A 16,774-nucleotide genomic window follows, 5' to 3' on the forward strand; every position below is an offset into this window, starting at 1 on the left:
TTCTCTGTTCGTCAGTTGCCGGCCGGCAGGCGCTCGGCGCGCCGCAGGGTCACGGTCTGCGCGTTCTCCGAGCGATCCACGCGCGCCTCGCTCGCGCAGGTCGAGTTGCTCGCGAGGCACGGGCCGCTCAACAGGCCGTCCTCGGTCAGCACGGTACGGCTCGGCGCGCCGAAGACGCGGTCGACCCATTCGTTGCCGCCCTCGGGGTCGATGCGCAGCTCGCCGGTGGTGCGCGCCAGGCGCAGCTCGTTGACGCGCAGGTCGAACACGGCATCGACGTAGTCGAACAGCAGGTTGTAGTACTCGAGCTGGGCATCGAGCACCTGCGGCAGGGTGTCGCGGCCGAACTCCAGCAGGCGGCGGCGACCGCGGAAGGCCTGGCCCGAAGTGCTCACGGCCTCCATCAGCTGGCGCTCGCGCTCGCGGCCCGACACGGTGCGCGACCACGAGGCGCTGGTGAGCTCGAACAGGTTGAGCTTCACGCCCTCGAGCTTGGCCTCCTGGTTCTCGACCTCGGCCATGGCGGTGCGCACGCGCAGCTGGCGGTCGAAGCCGCTGCCGAAGTTCCAGCTCAGCTCGAGCGCGGTGCGCGTGGGATCCTGCGGCGACACGCCGCGCGGGTCCTTGCTCTTCACGATCACGGCCTCGACGGTGGGCCAGATGCTGGCCTCCTGCTGCTCGACCAGCGCCTTGGCCTTGTTGATGCGGCCCTGGGCCTCGGCGATCTCGGTGCTGCGCTCCTCGGCGCGGCGCAGCGCCTCGGCCTGCGAGTCGATGCGCCACTGCGGCGGCGCGGCCAGCACCGGCAGGTTGCGCGTGATGGGCGTGAACTTGAAGTAGCTGCGGAACTTGGCGATGGCCTCGTCGCGCTGGGCCTCGAAGTCGGCCTCGCGCGCGGCCACGCTGGCGCGGCGCGCGCTGGCCATGTTGAGGTCGTTCTCGCCGGTGGCGCCGAGCGCGACGCGGCGCGCCTCGGCCTTCGAGAGCTCGGCCACGATCTCGGTGGAGCGGTGCGCGATCTCCTTCTTGAGGTCGAAGCGCTGCACCTGCAGGTAGGCGGTCAGGGCATCGAGCACCACCTTCTGCGAGGTGGTGGTGACAGCCTGGCCGTCGGCCTCGTTGCCGGCCTCGGCGGCGCGGATCGAGGCGCTGATCGCGCCGCCGTCGAGCAGGCTCATGCGCGCCTCGGCGGTGATCACGTTGTAGCTCTGGGTCTGCGCGTTGGCGGCGCCGCTGTTGTAGTTGCCCGATGAGGTGCCGACCTTGAAGCGCGGATAGCGCGCCTTCTTCGCCTGGTCGATCTGGAAGCCGCTGGTGTTGGCGGCGGCCTGCGCGGTCTGCACCTCGGGGTATTCCTGCGACAGCGCGACCAGCGCCTGCTTCACGCGCTGCACGTAGCCGGCGGTGCCGATCGAGGGCTGCGACAGGCGCCGCGCGAGCACCAGCGAGGGCGGCGGATCCTGCTGCTCCTGCGCCATCGCGGCGGGCGGCAGCGCGAAGCTGGCGGCGAGCGCCGCGCACAGCACGCCGGTGCCCGCGGGGCGCCGGCCATTGGTCATGCGGCGCTTCATGGTTCGCGGAAGGCTTCGCGCCGAAGCTTGAGCACGGGACGCAGAATGTACCAGATGAAGGGGTCGGTGCCGACCTTGAGGTCGACCTCGGACTCCATGCCGACGGTGATGCGGTTTTCCTTGTGGCCGACGAAGGACTTGTCGGTGCTGATCAGGAGCCGGTAGTACGGCGCGCCGTTCGAGATCGCGGGGTCGCGGTCCGCGTCGGCCGCCACCAGCGTGACCTTGCCCTCGACGGCGCCATAGCGCAGGTAGTCGTAGGCGGTGATCTTGACGGTGGCCGCCTGGCCGATCTCGACGAAGCCGCGGTCGTTCGGGTTGAGCCGCGCCTCGACCATGATCTCGTCCTTGTCGGGCACCACCTCGAGGATGGCCTCGCCGGGCTTCACGACCCAGCCGGGACTGCCGCTGCGCAGGCCCTTGACGATGCCGTCCGAGGGCGCCTTGACCTCGGTGCGCGAGCGCTGCGTGCGTGCGCGCGCGAGGTCCTCGCTCAGGCTCGCGAACTGGCGCTCGACGGTGGCGAGCTCGTCGGACGCGCGGCGCCGGAAGCGCCCTTCGGCTTCGGCCATCTTGGCCTGCGCCTCGGTGATGGCGGCGTTGGCCGAGATCACGCCCTGACGCGCCACCGCGAGTTCGCTGCGCGCGGCCTCGGCCTGGCGGCGCTTCTCGAGCACCTCGACCTGGCCGACCAGCTTTTCCTTCAGCAGCTGCTCGGACACCTCGAGTTCCTTCTGCATCAGGTCGAGCCGGTCGCTCAGGCCCTTGACCTTGGCCTGCTGCTCGAGCTGCCGGCTGCGCGCGGCCTCGAGGCCGGAGATGGCACCGGCCATCACGCCGCGCTGCTCGAGCGCGCGCGCGTCGTAGGCGCCGGTCTCGCCGGCGTACACGCCCTCGTCGATGTCCTTGGCGAAGCTGTCGCGCTTGAGCGGCTGGCCGCGGCTCTCGGCCAGCAGGCGCACGCGCGTGGCCTGGGTGGCGGCATAGCGCGCGGTCAGTTCCTCGAGGTTGAGGCCGCTGCCGCCGAGGTCGATCTCGACCAGCGACTGGCCCTGCTTGACGTGGTCGCCTTCCTTCACGAGCACGGCGCTGACGATGCCGCCTTCCAGATGCTGGATCGACTTCACGCGGTCGGAGGGGATCACGCGCCCGGGCGCGACCACGACGGTCTCCATCGGGAAGCCCAGGCCGACCAACGCGAAGACGCCGATCAGGCCGCCGAGCAGCCATTGGCGCCGGCGGCCCTGGGGCGTGACCTGGGCGGCGCGCCTCTGTTCTTCGGTCTGCAGGACCTGCGGCAGATCGGCTTTCAAGATCTCGCCTCCCTTGCGGTCACTCGGTCGTCGCACTCGGTCATCGGTCGATCGGTCCAATCCATAAACAAAGTCGAAGCTCAGGCGATCGAGCGCGCGGAGGACTCGCCGTCCTCGCCACCTTCGGGCAGCGCCACCAGCGCCTTCTTCACGCCGAACAGCTTGGGCACCATCGCCGCGGCCGTGCCCTGCTCCACCGTGCCCTCGCCGGTCACGTGGTAGACATGGCTGGCGGCCGAGACGATGCGCAGCGAATGCGTGACCACCACCACGGTGCGCACCTTGGCCACCGCCAGCAGCGTGGCCAGCAGCGCGCGCTCGCTCTGGAAGTCGAGGTCGTTGCTGGGCTCGTCGAGCACCAGCACCGAGGGCTTGCGCAGGAAGCTCATGGCCAGCGCGAGCTTGCGGCGCTCGCCCACCGACAGGCCGGTGCCGCCCTCGCCCACCATCGAGCGGTAGCCGTCGGGCAACCGCGAGATGAACTCGTGCGCGCCCGAGAGCTTGCAGGCCGCGACGATCTGCTCGTCGCTCTGGCCCGGCGCGGTGCGGCGCATGACGTCGATCAGCGAACCGCCGAACCAGTAGACCTCCTGCGAGAGGTAGCTGATCCAGCGCGACAACTCCTCGCGGCCGAACTGCGAGAGGTCGTACTCGCCGATGCTGACGACGCCGTGCGTGGGCGTGTACAGGCCCGACAGCAGCTTGACCAGCGTGGACTTGCCGGCGCCGTTGCGCCCGACGATGACGTGCAGGCCGCCGGGGCCGATGTCGAGATCGAGGTTCTCGATGACCGCCTTCTGCGCGTTCTCGGTGAAGCTGAAGCTCACGTCCTTGAGCGTGATGCGGCCCAGCGGCTGCGGCAGCGCCATGCCCACCGGCGGCTTCTCCACCGGCTCGCCGAGCACGGTCTCCAGGCGCTTGGCGGCTTCCTTGGCGGTGGCCAGCGAACGCCAGTTCGACACCAGGCCGGCGATCGGCTGCAGCGCGCGCAGCGCGAGCATGTTGGAGGCCACGAGGCCGCCGACCGTCATCCACTGCTCCATCACCGAGATCGCGCCCACCGTGACCACGATCACCGAGAACACCGTCAGCAGCACCGTGGTGCCGTCGCGCGCGGTCTCGATCTGGCCGTTCTTGGTGAAGCTCTCGGTGAGCCAGTCGTTGTAGGTCTTCTGCCACATCTCGATGATGGGGCCGTCGTTGGCCTGCGACTTGAGCGTCTCGCGCGCATGGCAGATCTCGGCCGTCATGCGGTCGAGGCCGCGGCCGCGCTGCACTTCCTCGACGCGGCCGGCGCGTACTTCGTCGGCCCACCACCAGGCGAGGAACGAGAGGATGGCGAGGAAGGCCACCACCACCGGCAGCACCGGCAGCGCGACGATGCCGATCACCACCAGCCCGAACACCGCCATCGGCAGGTCGAAGATCGATTGCGCGAGGCCGCCGGTGACGGTGCCGCGCACCGAGCCGACGTCGCGGAAGTACAGGTGCCACACCGAGGCCGGCCGCGCCTCGAGCGCGCGCAGCGGACGACCGAGCATGGAGCCCATCAAGGCGCCCGAGACGCCGTGGTCGATGATCGCGCCCGCGTTGCGCAGCAGGCGCGAGCGGCGCGTGCGCAGCCAGAACTCGATGCACAGGAAGAACAGGATGCCGCTGACCAGCGCCGCCAGCGTCGAGACGCCGCTGCGCGAGAGCACGCGGTCGTAGACCTGCAGCAGAAAGATCGAGGGCAGCAGCCCGAACAGGCTGATCGGAATGGAGCGCCAGGCCGCGCTCTTGATCAGCGGGTAGGCATCACGGAACGCGGCGTGGAGGGCGCCCGCGTAGGGACTGGCACCGGGCTCCACGGGCCGTTCGGCGACCAGTTGAGTGGGCAGGAGAAACTTGATCATGGGCGAAAGCCGATCCCGTCAGGCGATGACGCAACGGCTTCATTATCAACTGTTACCCGACTGTTACAAGGCAATATTTCACTCTAGAAAGCAGTGCAATTCGAGGCTTTGGTCAGGGGTCGGTCAGTCCCTGTCGCCGCTCGGTGCGAGACGGTTTCGGTGGGCAGCACGATGCCGGCGCAAGCCACCGTCCTGCGTGCCTGCGCGGGTTCGTCGTCTCCGAAGAAACCCCGATCCAGCAGGATCGCGACGTTGACGCACAGCAGCATGCAGACGACCCACGCGCACAGCAGCTGGGCCCAGCCCGTCCACCACCGGCGTGCCGGGGCGGCTTCCTGCTGCGCGGGCAGATGAAGGAGTGCATCCAGTCTGGTCATGGCAGTGCTTTCAGAACCCGGGCCAGCCGGGACAGACCCACGCCCGCGGAGCTTTTCGCGAGCACCCAGTCGCCCGGCTGGAGCAGGCTGCCCAGCGCGGTCGACAAATCGGAGACGTCGACGAACCAGTGCGAACGCACCTTCGAGCTGATGCGCGCATGCAGGGCCCGCATCAGCGGTCCGCACAGCAGCACGCGGTCGGCCTGCGTGGCCAGCAGCTCGGGTTCGAGGTCGAGGTGATGGCGCTGGGCCGCGGGGCCCAGCTCCTGCATGTCGCCGAGGATCGCCACGCGGCGCGCGGGCTCGCACGGGGCCTGCGCCAGCAGCTCGAGCGCGGCGCGCATCGAGCTCGGATTGGCGTCGTAGGTCTCGTCGATCAGCTTGAAGCTGCCGCCGCCGATGTGGATGGTGTGCAGCGCGCCGCGGCCGCCCGGCGGCTCGAACTGCGCGAAGGGTTCGACCGCCGCGGCCAGCGGCAGGCGCAGCGCGGTCAGCGCGGCCAGGCCGGCGACGGCGCTCATGCCCATGTGGCGGCCCGGCGCGTTCAGCCGCAGCTGCAGCGGCTCGCCGGCCACCACCGCCTTCACCTCGCCATGGTCGAAGGAGACCAGCCGCACGTCGGCCGCGCGATGCTCGCCGTAGCTCACCACCTGCAGCTGGCGTTCGGCCGCGACCTCGGCGAAGACCGGGTACTCGAGCATGTCGCGGTTCAGCACCACGCTGTCGCCGGCCGTCATGCCGAGGAAGATGCGCGCGTCCTGCCGCGCGGCGGCCTCGGCCGGGCCGCGGTGCTTCTGCGCCGCGGCCGAGGGACCGGCGATCACCGCGAGCGTCGGGCGCACCAGCTGCGTCGACGCGGGCAGCTGCGACTGGCTCATGTCGAGCACCCAGTAGGCGGCGTGGCGCGGCAGGCAGGTGAGGTTCCAGGCGATGCCGGACGGCAGGCTGATGCTGCCCTCGGGCTGGCCGACCTCGCCCCACACGGTGAGCGCACTGGCCATCATGGCCGCCACGGTCGAGCCCGTGACGCCCTGCCCCACCACCGCGCAGACGCCGCCGTCGAACTCGGCGCGCGCATGGGTGCCGAGCTGCAGCACGGCCTGCGGCAGGTCGGCCACCTTGAGCACGGGCACGCGCTTGTCGAGGTGCGGCTTGGGATCGACGCACAGCACGGCGGCCGCTGGCTGCAGCACGCCCTTGAGCGCGACGGCCGCGAGCGGGGCCTTGGCATTGCGGGTCTGGTTCTCGAACACCACGCGGCCCTTGCGCAGGAAGGAGCGCTGCGCGACGCCGCTGGCGCGCCAGCCGTCCTCGGGCTTCACCACCCACTCGCCGCCGGTCACGCGCGCCATCTCGCTCGCGGTCCAGGTGCCGCCGTCGTCGCGCGGTCCGCCCTGGCCGACCGAGATGCCGCCGCCGGCCACCGCGCCGGCACCGGTGCCGTGCAGCGTGCGGCGCTCCACCAGGTAGCGGTGGAAGGCCACGAAGCCCGAGACGTACTGCTCGACATCGTCGATGCGCACGCGGAAGGCGTGGTGGCGGATGAAGAACGAGCCGACGATGGTCGAGGGACGGCGGAAGTACATCGCCATCTCGGGCCAGAAGTAGCCGTTGAGCAGGTAGTGCGCGCGGTAGTCGAGCGCGCGGTAGAACTTCTCGACGTCGAGCTCGTCGAGCAGGTGCCGCATCGCGGGCATGCCCTCGAGCCGCTGCAGCATCTGCTGCGCGGCGAGCATCAGCTCGAGCAGCGTCGGGAAGGTGGTCTTGCGGTCGAGCACGAAGTCGAGGTAGCCCGCGACGTTCTGCAGCCCGAAGCGGAAGTAGCGCTCCTGCGGGCTCCAGCGCGCGAGCTCGTTGACGCAGCAGCTCAACCAGTGGTCGTGCGCCTGCCAGTGCTGGCTGGCGATGAAATGGTCGAAGGCCTTCTCCACCACCGCGAGCCACTGGGGATCGCGCGTGAGGCCGTAGAGGCGCAGCAGGCCGTACGAGGCCTGGCCGTCGTAGTAGATGATCCGCGAGGCCTGCTTGAGCGTCAGGTCGTTCGCATGGATGACATGGTTGAAGCGGCCGGTCGCCGGGTCCTGCAGCGAGGAGATGCCCAGCGCGAGCTTGTCGAGCAGCGGCAGCCAGCGCCGCGTGTCCATGGCCTCGCAGTACTTCACGAGCGCCAGCACGCAGGCCGCGTTGCCGCCGAGGCGGATCTCGCCGCCGGTGTCGACCAGGAACGAGATGTCGCGGCCGTCGGCGAGCTTGTAGTCGCGGATCAGGTGGTGCACCAGGCGATCGAGCGCGCGCTCGATGGCCGCGCGCAGCGTCTCGTCGCGCGTGATCTCCCACGCCTCGATCATGGCGTAGAGCGCGCTCGCATGGCGCATCGCGTCGTAGGTCGGGATGCGCCGGTCGAAGCAGGGGAAGTAGCCGTAGACGAACAGGCCGTCGGCCTGCACCTGGCGCGCCAGGTACGAGGCGCCGCTGCGCACCAGGTCGAGCGTGGACTGCGGATTGAGCGCGGGCAGCTGGCGCCGCCCGGCATCGAGCCCCGTGCCCACGAGCTTGTGCACCACGCCGTCGGGCTGGCAGAACAGGCCCACGGTCGCCAGCAGGAACACCGGCTGGTCGCCCGGCAGGTCGAGCGAGAGCCGGCGGCCGAAGCGCTCGTCGGCATAGAGCTCGAAGTTGCGCGGATTCACCACCGCGTGCGCGATGGTCGAGTCGCCGCTGAGCATCGCGTTCGCGTTGAGCTCCTGCTCGGTGAAGGCGAGCTCGAAGTCCTTGTCGAAGGCCAGGCCGAGGCGGAAGTAGTTGCGCTTGACCGACGCGAGCTGTCCCTTGAACTGGGTCCAGTCGATCGGGCTCGCGCCCTCGACCCAGTCGATGCGCAACCAGGGCGTGGCGATGCCGTGCTCGCGCACCCAGCGTTCGACCTGTTCGGCGCCTTCGCGCCAGGCGGTCTCGAGCACGGCCGCGCGGGTGTGCACCACGTGCGCCCGCTGCGTGCCGTCGCTCACCGAGAAGAACAGCGTGAAGGCCGGGTAGGGCGCCGGCAGCGCCGCGCACACCGAGACGAGTCGCTCGTGGCAGGCGTGGAGCTGATCGGAAAAGGACATCATTCGGCCCCGGTCGAAAACGGGCAACCGGTCGTCTTCGTCATGCGTTGCCGCGATGACTCGGAAGACCGGGAGCTGCCATCGAAGGCATCGCAGTTCCCTGGTTCAGCGGTAGCTGAATTCGGCGCGGCGATTGAGCTGGTAGCCCTCCTCGGTGTTGGCAAGCGACGCGGGTTTTTCCATGCCCCAGCTGATGGCTTCGAGCCGTTCGGCGGGCACGCCCAGCTGCGTCAGGGCGCGCTGGACGGCTTCGGCACGGCGCTGGCCCAGCGCGAGGTTGTATTCGCGGCCACCGCGCGAGTCGGTGTGGCCTTCGAGCACGACACGGCTCGTCGGGCGGTTGCGCAGGAAGCTGGCGTGCGCCTCGACGATGCCGCGATATTCGGGCTTGATGTCGTATTTGTCGAAGTCGAAGTAGACGATCTTCGACACGCCGGCCGGGCCGTTCTGCACCGGCGGCGGGGGCGGCGGCTCGACCTTGGCGACCGCGCTCGCGCCCTTGTTGGAGTAGTAGTAGGTCGCGTCGTCGCGACCCGGCTTGGGCGCGGTGCCACAGGCCACCAGGCTGGCGCCGAGCGCTGCGATGGCCAGTATCCGGAAACTCGTCTTCATACCGTTCCTTTCAGAGGACGGACCGTCGCCGGTCCGTCCTTTCTTCTGCTGCTCGTTCTCTTTTTCCGTCCACTGTCCGCGTGAGCGGATCAGCCCAGCAGGCCGTGCAGGATGTTGGTGACCGGGGTCACCACGTTGCCCACCGTGTGCTCGACCTGGCTGGTGATCGGGGTCACGGACTGGGCCAGGTTGGTACCCAGGGCGTGGTCCACGCTGTCCAGCACGTTGGCCACCGGCTCGACCACCGGGGCCGCGGCACCCGAGGCGCCCGCCAGGATGTCGGTCACCGGAGCCAGGGCACCGGAGCCTGCGCCGGTCAGCGTGTCGACCACCGGGGCGAGCGTGGTGCTCAGGCCGCTGGCGACATCGGTCACCGGCTGCAGGATGTTGGCCACGGGGCCGTCGCCGCCGAGCGAGCCGAGCAGGCTGCCGACCAGGCCGTCGTTGCCCAGGAGGCCGCCGACGAGACCGTCGTTGCCGAGGACGCCACCGAGCAGGCCGCCTTCGCTGCCGCCGAGGACGCCACCGAGCAGGCCGCCGTCGCCACCGAGAACGCCGCCCAGCAGGCCGTCGTTGCCAAGGACGCCACCCAGCAGGCCACCGTCGCTGCCGCCGAGGACACCGCCGAGCAGACCGCCGTCGCCACCGAGAACGCCGCCGAGCAGGCCGTCGTTGCCAAGGACGCCACCCAGCAGGCCACCGTCGCTGTCGCCGAGGACGCCGCCGAGCAGGCCGCCGTCGCCGCCGAGCACGCCGCCGAGCAGGCCGCCGTCGCCGCCGAGCACGCCGCCCAGCAGGCCGCCGTCGCCGCCGAGCACGCCGCCCAGCAGGCCGTCGTTGCCGAGGACGCCACCGAGCAGGCCGCCGTCACCGCCAAGCACGCCGCCCAGCAGGCCGTCGTTGCCGAGGACGCCGCCGAGCAGGCCACCGTCACCGCCGAGCACGCCACCCAGCAGGCCGTCGTTGCCGAGGACGCCGCCGAGCAGGCCACCGTCACCGCCGAGCACGCCACCCAGCAGGCCGTCGTTGCCGAGGACACCGCCGAGCAGGCCGCCGTCACCGCCAAGCACGCCGCCCAGCAGGCCGTCGTTGCCGAGGACGCCGCCGAGCAGGCCGCCGTCACCGCCGAGCACGCCACCCAGCAGGCCGTCATCGCCCAGGACACCGCCCAGGAGGCCACCGTCGCCACCGAGCACGCCACCCAGCAGGCCGCCGTCGCCGAGGACGCCGCCGAGCAGGCCGCCGTCACCGCCGAGCACGCCACCCAGCAGGCCGTCATCGCCCAGGACACCGCCGAGCAGGCCGCCGTCACCGCCAAGCACGCCGCCCAGCAGGCCGTCGTTGCCAAGGACGCCGCCGAGCAGGCCGCCGTCACCGCCGAGCAGACCGCCCAGGAGACCGTCGTCGCCGAGCACGCCTCCCAGCAGACCGCCGTCGCCACCGAGCACGCCGCCCAGCAGGCCGTCGTCTCCCAGCACGCCACCCAGCAGACCACCATCGCCGCCAAGCAGACCGCCCAGCAGGCCGTCATCACCCAGCACACCGCCGAGCAGGCCACCGTCGCCGCCGAGCAGACCGCCCAGCAGGCCGTCATCACCCAGCACGCCACCAAGCAGGCCGCCGTCGCCACCGAGCAGACCGCCCAGCAGGCCGTCGTCACCCAGGACACCGCCGAGCAGACCACCGTCGCCACCGAGCAGACCGCCCAGCAGGCCGTCGTCGCCCAGCACGCCGCCCAGCAGACCACCGTCGCCGCCAAGCAGACCGCCCAGCAGGCCGTCGTCGCCCAGCACGCCGCCCAGCAAACCGCCGTCGCCGCCAAGCAGACCGCCCAGCAGGCCGTCGTCGCCCAGCACGCCACCCAGCAGACCACCGTCGCCGCCAAGCAGACCGCCCAGCAGGCCGTCATCACCCAGCACGCCACCCAGGAGGCCACCGTCGCCGCCAAGCAGACCGCCCAGCAGGCCGTCGTCGCCCAGCACGCCACCCAGCAGACCACCGTCGCCGCCAAGCAGACCGCCCAGCAGGCCGTCGTCGCCCAGCACGCCACCCAGCAGACCACCGTCGCCGCCAAGCAGACCGCCCAGCAGGCCGTCATCGCCCAGCACGCCACCCAGCAGACCACCGTCGCCGCCAAGCAGACCGCCCAGCAGGCCGTCATCGCCCAGGACACCGCCCAGCAGGCCATCGCCGCCGATCAGGTTCGCCACGCCATCGGTCAGGAAGTCGACCTGCGTGCCCACCGCGCCCAGCAGCGCGTCGGTCGTGCCGGCGCCCAGCAGCTGGTCGGTCAGCGGGCTCAGCAGGCCGCCCACGCCATCGGTGACCTGGCCCACGAGGTCGTCCACCGGGTCCAGCACGTTCGGGTCGTTCGGCGTGAAGCTGTCGCCGAGCACCGGGCCCAGCAGGCCGCTCACGGTGTCGGTCAGGCTGTCGGTCAGGCCGACCACCGGGGCGAGCACGTCGCCCAGGCCGAGCTCGCCGAGCAGGCCGTCGTTGAGGCCGTCGACCAGGCCGCCGACGATGCTGTCGGTCGGGTCGAGCAGTTGCGCGCCCGTGCCACCACCGCCGCCGCCGATGCCGTCGAGCAGGCCGCCGAGCAGACCGCCCACCAGGCCGTCATCGCCGAGCAGGCCACCGACGAGGCCGTCGTCGGCCAGCAGGCCGCCAACGAGACCGTCCGGACCCACCAGGCCCTGCACCAGGCCACCGTCGCCAAGCAGGCCGCCGACGACGCCGTCGCTACCCAGCAGGCCACCGACCAGGCCGTCGTCGCCCAGCAGGCCGCCGACCAGGCCGTCATCGCCGAGCAGGCCGCCCACGAGGCCGTCGCCGCCGATCAGGCCACCGAGCAGGCCGTCGTCGGCCAGCACGCCGCCGAGCAGGCCATCGTCGCCCAGCAGGCCGCCGACCAGCCCGTCATTGCCGAGCAGGCCACCCAGCAGGCCGTCGTCGCTCAGCAGGCCGCCCAGGGGACCGCCGGCACCGAGCAGACCGTCGTCGCCGAGCACGCCACCGAGCAGGCCGTCGTCGCCCAGCAAGCCACCCAGCAGTCCGTCGTCGCCCAGCAGGCCGCCGAGCAGACCGTCTTCACCGCCGAGCAGGCCGCCCAGCGGGCCGTCGGCCAGCAGGCCGCCGACCACGCCATCGGGGCCCAGCAGGCTGTCCACGAGGCCGCCTTCGCCGAGCAGGCCGCCGGTGAGGCCCGCGCTGCCCAGCAGGCCGCCGAGCACGCCGTCGGAACCGAGCAGGCCACCGACCAGGCCGTCGTCGCCGAGCAGGCCGCCGAGCGCGCTGTCGTCGCCGATCAGGCTGCCCAGCAGGCCGTCCGAACCGAGGGCCGGGCCGAGCAGGCCGCTCAGCAGGCCGCCTTCGCCACCCACGCCGCCGAGCAGGCCGCCGTCACCCACCAGGGTATCGAGCAGGCTGCCGACCGCGGTGCCTTCGCCGATCAGGCCGCCGACCAGGCCATCGTCGCCCAGCAGCTGGCCCACGACGCCGTCTTCGCCGAGCGCGCTGCCCAGCAGGCTGCCTTCGCCGAGCAGGCCATCGACCACCTGGCCGATGGTGCCGTCGGTGCCCAGCAGGCCGTCGACGACGCCGTCGATGCCCAGGCCGGTGGTCACGCCACCGAGCAGGCCATCGCTGCCCAGCACGTTCTCGAGCCCATTCGCCAGGGCGTCGGTCACGTAGTCGACCTGGCCGTTGAGCGAGCCGATCAGCGCATCGGTCACGCCGTTGCCCAGCAGGGCATCGACGACCGGGGCGACCGCGCCGCCCACGCCGTTGGTCAGGTTGTCCACGGCCGTGTCGACCGGGTCGAACTCGTTCGGATCGTCGGGCGTGAACTCTTCGCCGACGATCGGCGCGAGCACGTCGTCGAGCAGGTCGGTGACGCCATCGACCACCGGCTTCACCGGGTCGAGCGCGCCACCCAGGCCGAGGGTGTCGTCCACGGCGTCGATCACATGGTCGACGAGGCCGTTGCCCGGGTCGAGGAGGTGATCTGCGTCAGCATCCGCATCCGCATCCGCATCCGCATCCGCATCGGCGTCGGCGTCGGCGTCGGCGTCGGCGTCGGCGTCGGCATCAGCGTCGGCATCGGCATCGGCATCGGCATCGGCATCCGCGTCGGCATCCGCATCAGCGTCGGCATCCGCATCAGCGTCGGCATCGGCATCGGCATCGGCGTCGGCGTCCGCATCGGCATCGGCGTCGGCGTCCGCATCGGCATCGGCATCGGCGTCCGCATCGGCATCGGCGTCCGCATCGGCGTCGGCGTCGGCATCGGCGTCCGCATCGGCATCGGCATCGGCATCGGCGTCCGCATCGGCATCGGCATCGGCATCGGCATCGGCATCGGCATCGGCGTCCGCATCGGCATCGGCATCGGCGTCCGCATCGGCATCGGCGTCCGCATCTGCATCGGCATCGGCGTCCGCATCTGCATCGGCATCAGCGTCCGCATCGGCATCAGCGTCCGCATCGGCATCAGCGTCCGCATCGCCATCGGCATCGGCGTCCGCATCGGCGTCCGCGTCGGCATCGGCATCCGATTCACCGGTCCCGCCAGGAACGAGGAAAGGAATGAAACCGCCATCGCCGCCACCGCCGCCGCTCAGCGCGGCACCCAGTGCGGCGGCGCCCAGCGCGCCGAGGGCGAACTCGCCCAGGCCGATGCCGCTGCCGGCAGCCAGCTTCTTGGTCACGGCCAGCGCGGCGGCATCCGCATCGCTGTCGGGCGGCGTGACCTGCAGGTCGCCCGAGGCCACGTCGACGTTGACCTGCTCGAGGCCGCCGGGCAGCTTGGTGGAACCCACCGTGGCATCGGTGCCGCCGGTGAAGACGCCGGCCAGCGGCGCCTTGTTGCCGGCCGATCCGGGGAACAGGACGTTGGCCTGGCCACCGTCGGGAACGATCACGCGATCGCCGGCCATCAGCGAGTGGCCGCCGTCGACGGGAATCGACACGCCATCGCGCATCACGACCGTGCCCGGCGTAGCATTGGATAGCGATCCGATGCTGGCGGGCGCCGTCGCGGCGGGCGCTGCGGGTGCGACCACCGGTGCCGAGCCCATGGGAGCGATCGGCGTTGCGGTGGCCTGGGCGATGACCACTGGAGCAACGCCGTTATCGGCAGTTCCTGCGGTCGAGGGGGACGATGCTTGTGGTGCAGTCATGGCGGCCTCTGTGACAAAAGATGGAACTACAGGGGCAACTTGCGTGCCGCTTTTTCCAGGCCTTGCACCCACTGCCCATCGACCGCCGCAACTCATTGATTTGCTTGGTTTTTTCTTCCAAATCAGTCCTTCGCGAAACGGTTCGCGAGGGCTTTCACCGAGGTCTTTTTTCGATTCGTTACGTAACGATGTAACGTGTGTGTCCCGGAACGCCGGCCCGACCCCAGGGGTCTTCGGCCGACACGCGCAAGCGCCACGGACCTGCGTTACGCGTCATCGCCGCGCACGTGGCCACGGCCTCGCGGCCTGCGTCCCTTCCGCTTCTTTCTCTGCCTATCTATATATGTTCAACCCCACCCAGGAAGAGGTGCGCCGCTTCTTCTGCGACGTCTACGCCAAGCACCGCCAGGGCCTGCCGATGGAAGCGCTCGAAACCATCGCCGCCGGCTGGATCGAGGCACACCCCGAATACCACGAGGACCTGGCCGACGCCGACGCGGCGGTGGCCCGCGTCTACGACGGATCGAACGGCCGCGAGAACCCGTTCCTGCATCTGTCGATGCACCTGTCGATCAGCGAGCAGTGCTCGATCGACCAGCCGCGCGGCATCCGTCAGGCGGTCGAGCTGCTGGCCGCGCGCCGCGGCTCGCTGCTCGATGCGCACCACGAGGCGATGGAATGCCTGGGGCAGATGATGTGGGAGAGCCAGCGCGCGGGGCGCCCGCCCGATGGCGAAGGCTATGTCGCCTGCGTTCAACGCCGCGCGACCAAAGATTAGCCCCCCGGCTATTCACTCCCTTCGGTCGTGTAACTCCACCCCCCGAGGGGGAGACGCGGCCGCCTTGGGGCGGCCCGGCGGCGGCCACCCGCCCCCTACCCCGCCGACGCCCCGCGCCGCCGCGCCGGCAGCGAGCCCTGCGGCTTCGCGGCCTCGCGCAGCAGCCCCGCCATCGCGGTACGCAGTGCCGAGGGCTCGGCATCGCTGCGCAACAGCAGGCCCACGGGCTCCTCGGTGCCGGCGGTGTCGATGCGCAGCCGCACCATGCGGCCGTCGGCCAGCTCGCCGCGCGCCGCGCCCAGCGGCGTGATCCACACGGCATCCGACAGCGCGACCAGCGCGCGCGCCAGCGCGACGTCGAGCGTCTGCAGCGTGTTGGCCGGCAGCGCGAGGCCGCGCGCCGACAGGAAGCTCTCGGTGTTGTGGCGCGGGATCGTGCCCTCGCCGTAGACCATCAGCGGATAGTCGAGCACCGATTGCACCGACACCGGCCGGTGCGCGAGCGCATGGCCGGTGCGCACCGCGAACACCAGCGGCTCGGTGTGCAGCAGCTCGAAGCTCAGGCCGCCCATCTGGCGCGGATCGCTCATGCGGCCGACCACCAGGTCGAGCTCGCCGGCGCGCAGCTCGTCGAGCAGCACCGGGTTGGCCGCGCTCTTCACCACCACCTGCACCGCGGGCCAGAGGCCGCGCAGCCGTGCCAGCGCGGCCGGCAGCAACGCGGGCGCGACGCTGGGCAGCGCGCCGATGCGCAACCGCTCGACGCGCCCCGCGGCCGTGGGCGCGATGGCCTCGGCGCTGGCATCGAGCGCCTCGAGCACCTTCCGTGCATGCGCGAGCAGCTGCTCGCCGGCCGGCGTGAGCCCCTGCACGCCGCGCCGCCCGGCGCTGCCGCGCTCGACCAGCCGCGTACCGGCGATGCCTTCGAGCTCCGACAGCGTCTTCGACACCGCGGGCTGGCTCAGCGCCAGCCGCTCGGCCGCGCGCGCCAGGTGGCGCTCCTGCGCCACCGCCACCAGGCAGCGCAAGTGGCGCAGCTGCACGTTGCGCACGAAGTCCAGCCGCAGGTCGCTCGTCATCGCCTATTTAATTACCAGTGGTTATTGAAATCGAATCAATCTTCAATTTACATCATCGAAGCGCGATTCCAGAATTCGCCCATCCGGACCCGGTCCGTCCCACGATTCAGGAGACAACAGGCATGTTGACCAAGACCCAGCCCCAGCTCACCCCGCGTGACTGGGACGCCCATCCCAGCTACGTCTACCCCGGCTACAAGTCGACCGTGAAGCGCGGTCCGCAGAAGCCGCTGATCCCGCTCAAGGCCTCGCTCGGCGAGCTGCAGCAGCCGGTCTACGGCCACGAGAGCATCGGCGAGTTCGACCACGACCTCACGCGCAACGCGCGCCGCAACGGCGAGCCGCTGGGCGAACGCATGATCCTCACGGGCCAGGTGCTCGACGAGCGCCGCCGCCCGGTGGCCAACACGCTGGTCGAGCTCTGGCAGGCCAATGCCTCGGGCCGCTACGTGCACAAGGTCGACCAGCACGATGCGCCGCTGGACCCCAACTTCCTCGGCGCGGGCCGCTGCCTGACCGACAGCGAGGGTCGCTACCGCTTCCTCACGATCAAGCCCGGCGCCTACCCCTGGGGCAACCATCCGAACGCCTGGCGCCCGCAGCACATCCACCTGTCGCTGTTCGGCCAGAGCTTCGCGAGCCGCCTGGTCACGCAGATGTACTTCCCGGGCGACCCGCTGCTGCAGTACGACCCGATGGTCACCGGCACGCCCGAGCGCTACCGCAACCGGCTGATCGCCGACTTCAGCCTCGACATCACCGAGGAAGGCTACGCGCTGGGCTACCAGTTCGACATGGTGCTGCGCGGCGCCGACGAGACGCCGTTCGAGAACCGCTGAGCGAAGAAGGAAAGAGACACGCC

Annotated in this window: 10 protein-coding genes; 2 read left to right on the top strand and 8 right to left on the bottom strand. The window is 70.9% G+C overall.

Annotated features, from left to right (window positions below):
• Positions 1-11: 11 nt before the first annotated feature.
• The 7 genes from AC1HIL_RS31625 to AC1HIL_RS31655 all read right to left on the bottom strand — a co-directional run bounded on the left by AC1HIL_RS31625 (position 12) and on the right by AC1HIL_RS31655 (position 13,857).
• Positions 12-1,571 carry a TolC family protein gene (locus AC1HIL_RS31625; protein ID WP_057594325.1) on the bottom strand — a complete coding sequence of 520 codons (1,560 nt, stop codon included), beginning with the start codon at positions 1,569-1,571 and terminating at the stop codon, positions 12-14.
• Entirely contained in the window at positions 1,568-2,884 is a 1,317-nt protein-coding gene (locus tag AC1HIL_RS31630) for an HlyD family type I secretion periplasmic adaptor subunit (protein WP_057594324.1), read from the bottom strand. The genes AC1HIL_RS31625 and AC1HIL_RS31630 overlap by 4 nt, the downstream gene beginning before the upstream one ends.
• An 80-nt stretch (positions 2,885-2,964) precedes the next feature.
• Entirely contained in the window at positions 2,965-4,779 is a 1,815-nt protein-coding gene (locus AC1HIL_RS31635; protein WP_057594323.1) for a peptidase domain-containing ABC transporter, read from the bottom strand.
• 83 nt (positions 4,780-4,862) lie between these two features.
• A complete protein-coding gene (locus AC1HIL_RS31640) occupies positions 4,863-5,156 on the bottom strand; it encodes a hypothetical protein (RefSeq protein WP_057594322.1) in 294 nt (97 codons plus the stop codon).
• Positions 5,153-8,266 carry a glutamate ligase domain-containing protein gene (locus AC1HIL_RS31645; protein ID WP_057594321.1) on the bottom strand — a complete coding sequence of 1,038 codons (3,114 nt, stop codon included), beginning with the start codon at positions 8,264-8,266 and terminating at the stop codon, positions 5,153-5,155. The genes AC1HIL_RS31640 and AC1HIL_RS31645 overlap by 4 nt, the downstream gene beginning before the upstream one ends.
• A 102-nt stretch (positions 8,267-8,368) precedes the next feature.
• Positions 8,369-8,875, bottom strand: coding sequence for a peptidoglycan-associated lipoprotein Pal (gene pal / locus AC1HIL_RS31650; protein ID WP_057594320.1), 507 nt, complete (start codon positions 8,873-8,875; stop codon positions 8,369-8,371).
• Between the two features lie 89 nt (positions 8,876-8,964).
• Positions 8,965-13,857: a hypothetical protein gene (locus AC1HIL_RS31655; RefSeq protein ID WP_479672454.1), complete on the bottom strand. Its 4,893-nt coding sequence runs from the start codon at positions 13,855-13,857 to the stop codon at positions 8,965-8,967.
• Positions 13,858-14,398: 541 nt separating this feature from the next.
• Between AC1HIL_RS31655 and AC1HIL_RS31660 the strand changes: the two genes are divergently transcribed.
• A complete protein-coding gene (locus AC1HIL_RS31660) occupies positions 14,399-14,833 on the top strand; it encodes a DUF1841 family protein (protein ID WP_479670838.1) in 435 nt (144 codons plus the stop codon).
• 95 nt (positions 14,834-14,928) lie between these two features.
• Here the strand turns inward: AC1HIL_RS31660 and AC1HIL_RS31665 are convergent, their stop codons facing one another.
• Complete coding sequence (locus AC1HIL_RS31665; RefSeq protein ID WP_057590883.1) at positions 14,929-15,912, bottom strand: LysR substrate-binding domain-containing protein; 984 nt, start codon at positions 15,910-15,912, stop codon at positions 14,929-14,931.
• A 122-nt stretch (positions 15,913-16,034) separates the two neighbouring features.
• Here AC1HIL_RS31665 and pcaH point away from each other — a divergent pair, with 122 nt between their 5' ends.
• On the top strand, positions 16,035-16,751 hold the full coding sequence (gene pcaH / locus AC1HIL_RS31670; RefSeq protein ID WP_057590882.1) for a protocatechuate 3,4-dioxygenase subunit beta: 717 nt from the start codon (positions 16,035-16,037) through the stop codon (positions 16,749-16,751).
• The last annotated feature ends 23 nt before the right edge of the window (positions 16,752-16,774 follow it).

It is taken from the genome of Variovorax sp. ISS6 (genome assembly GCF_056523145.1).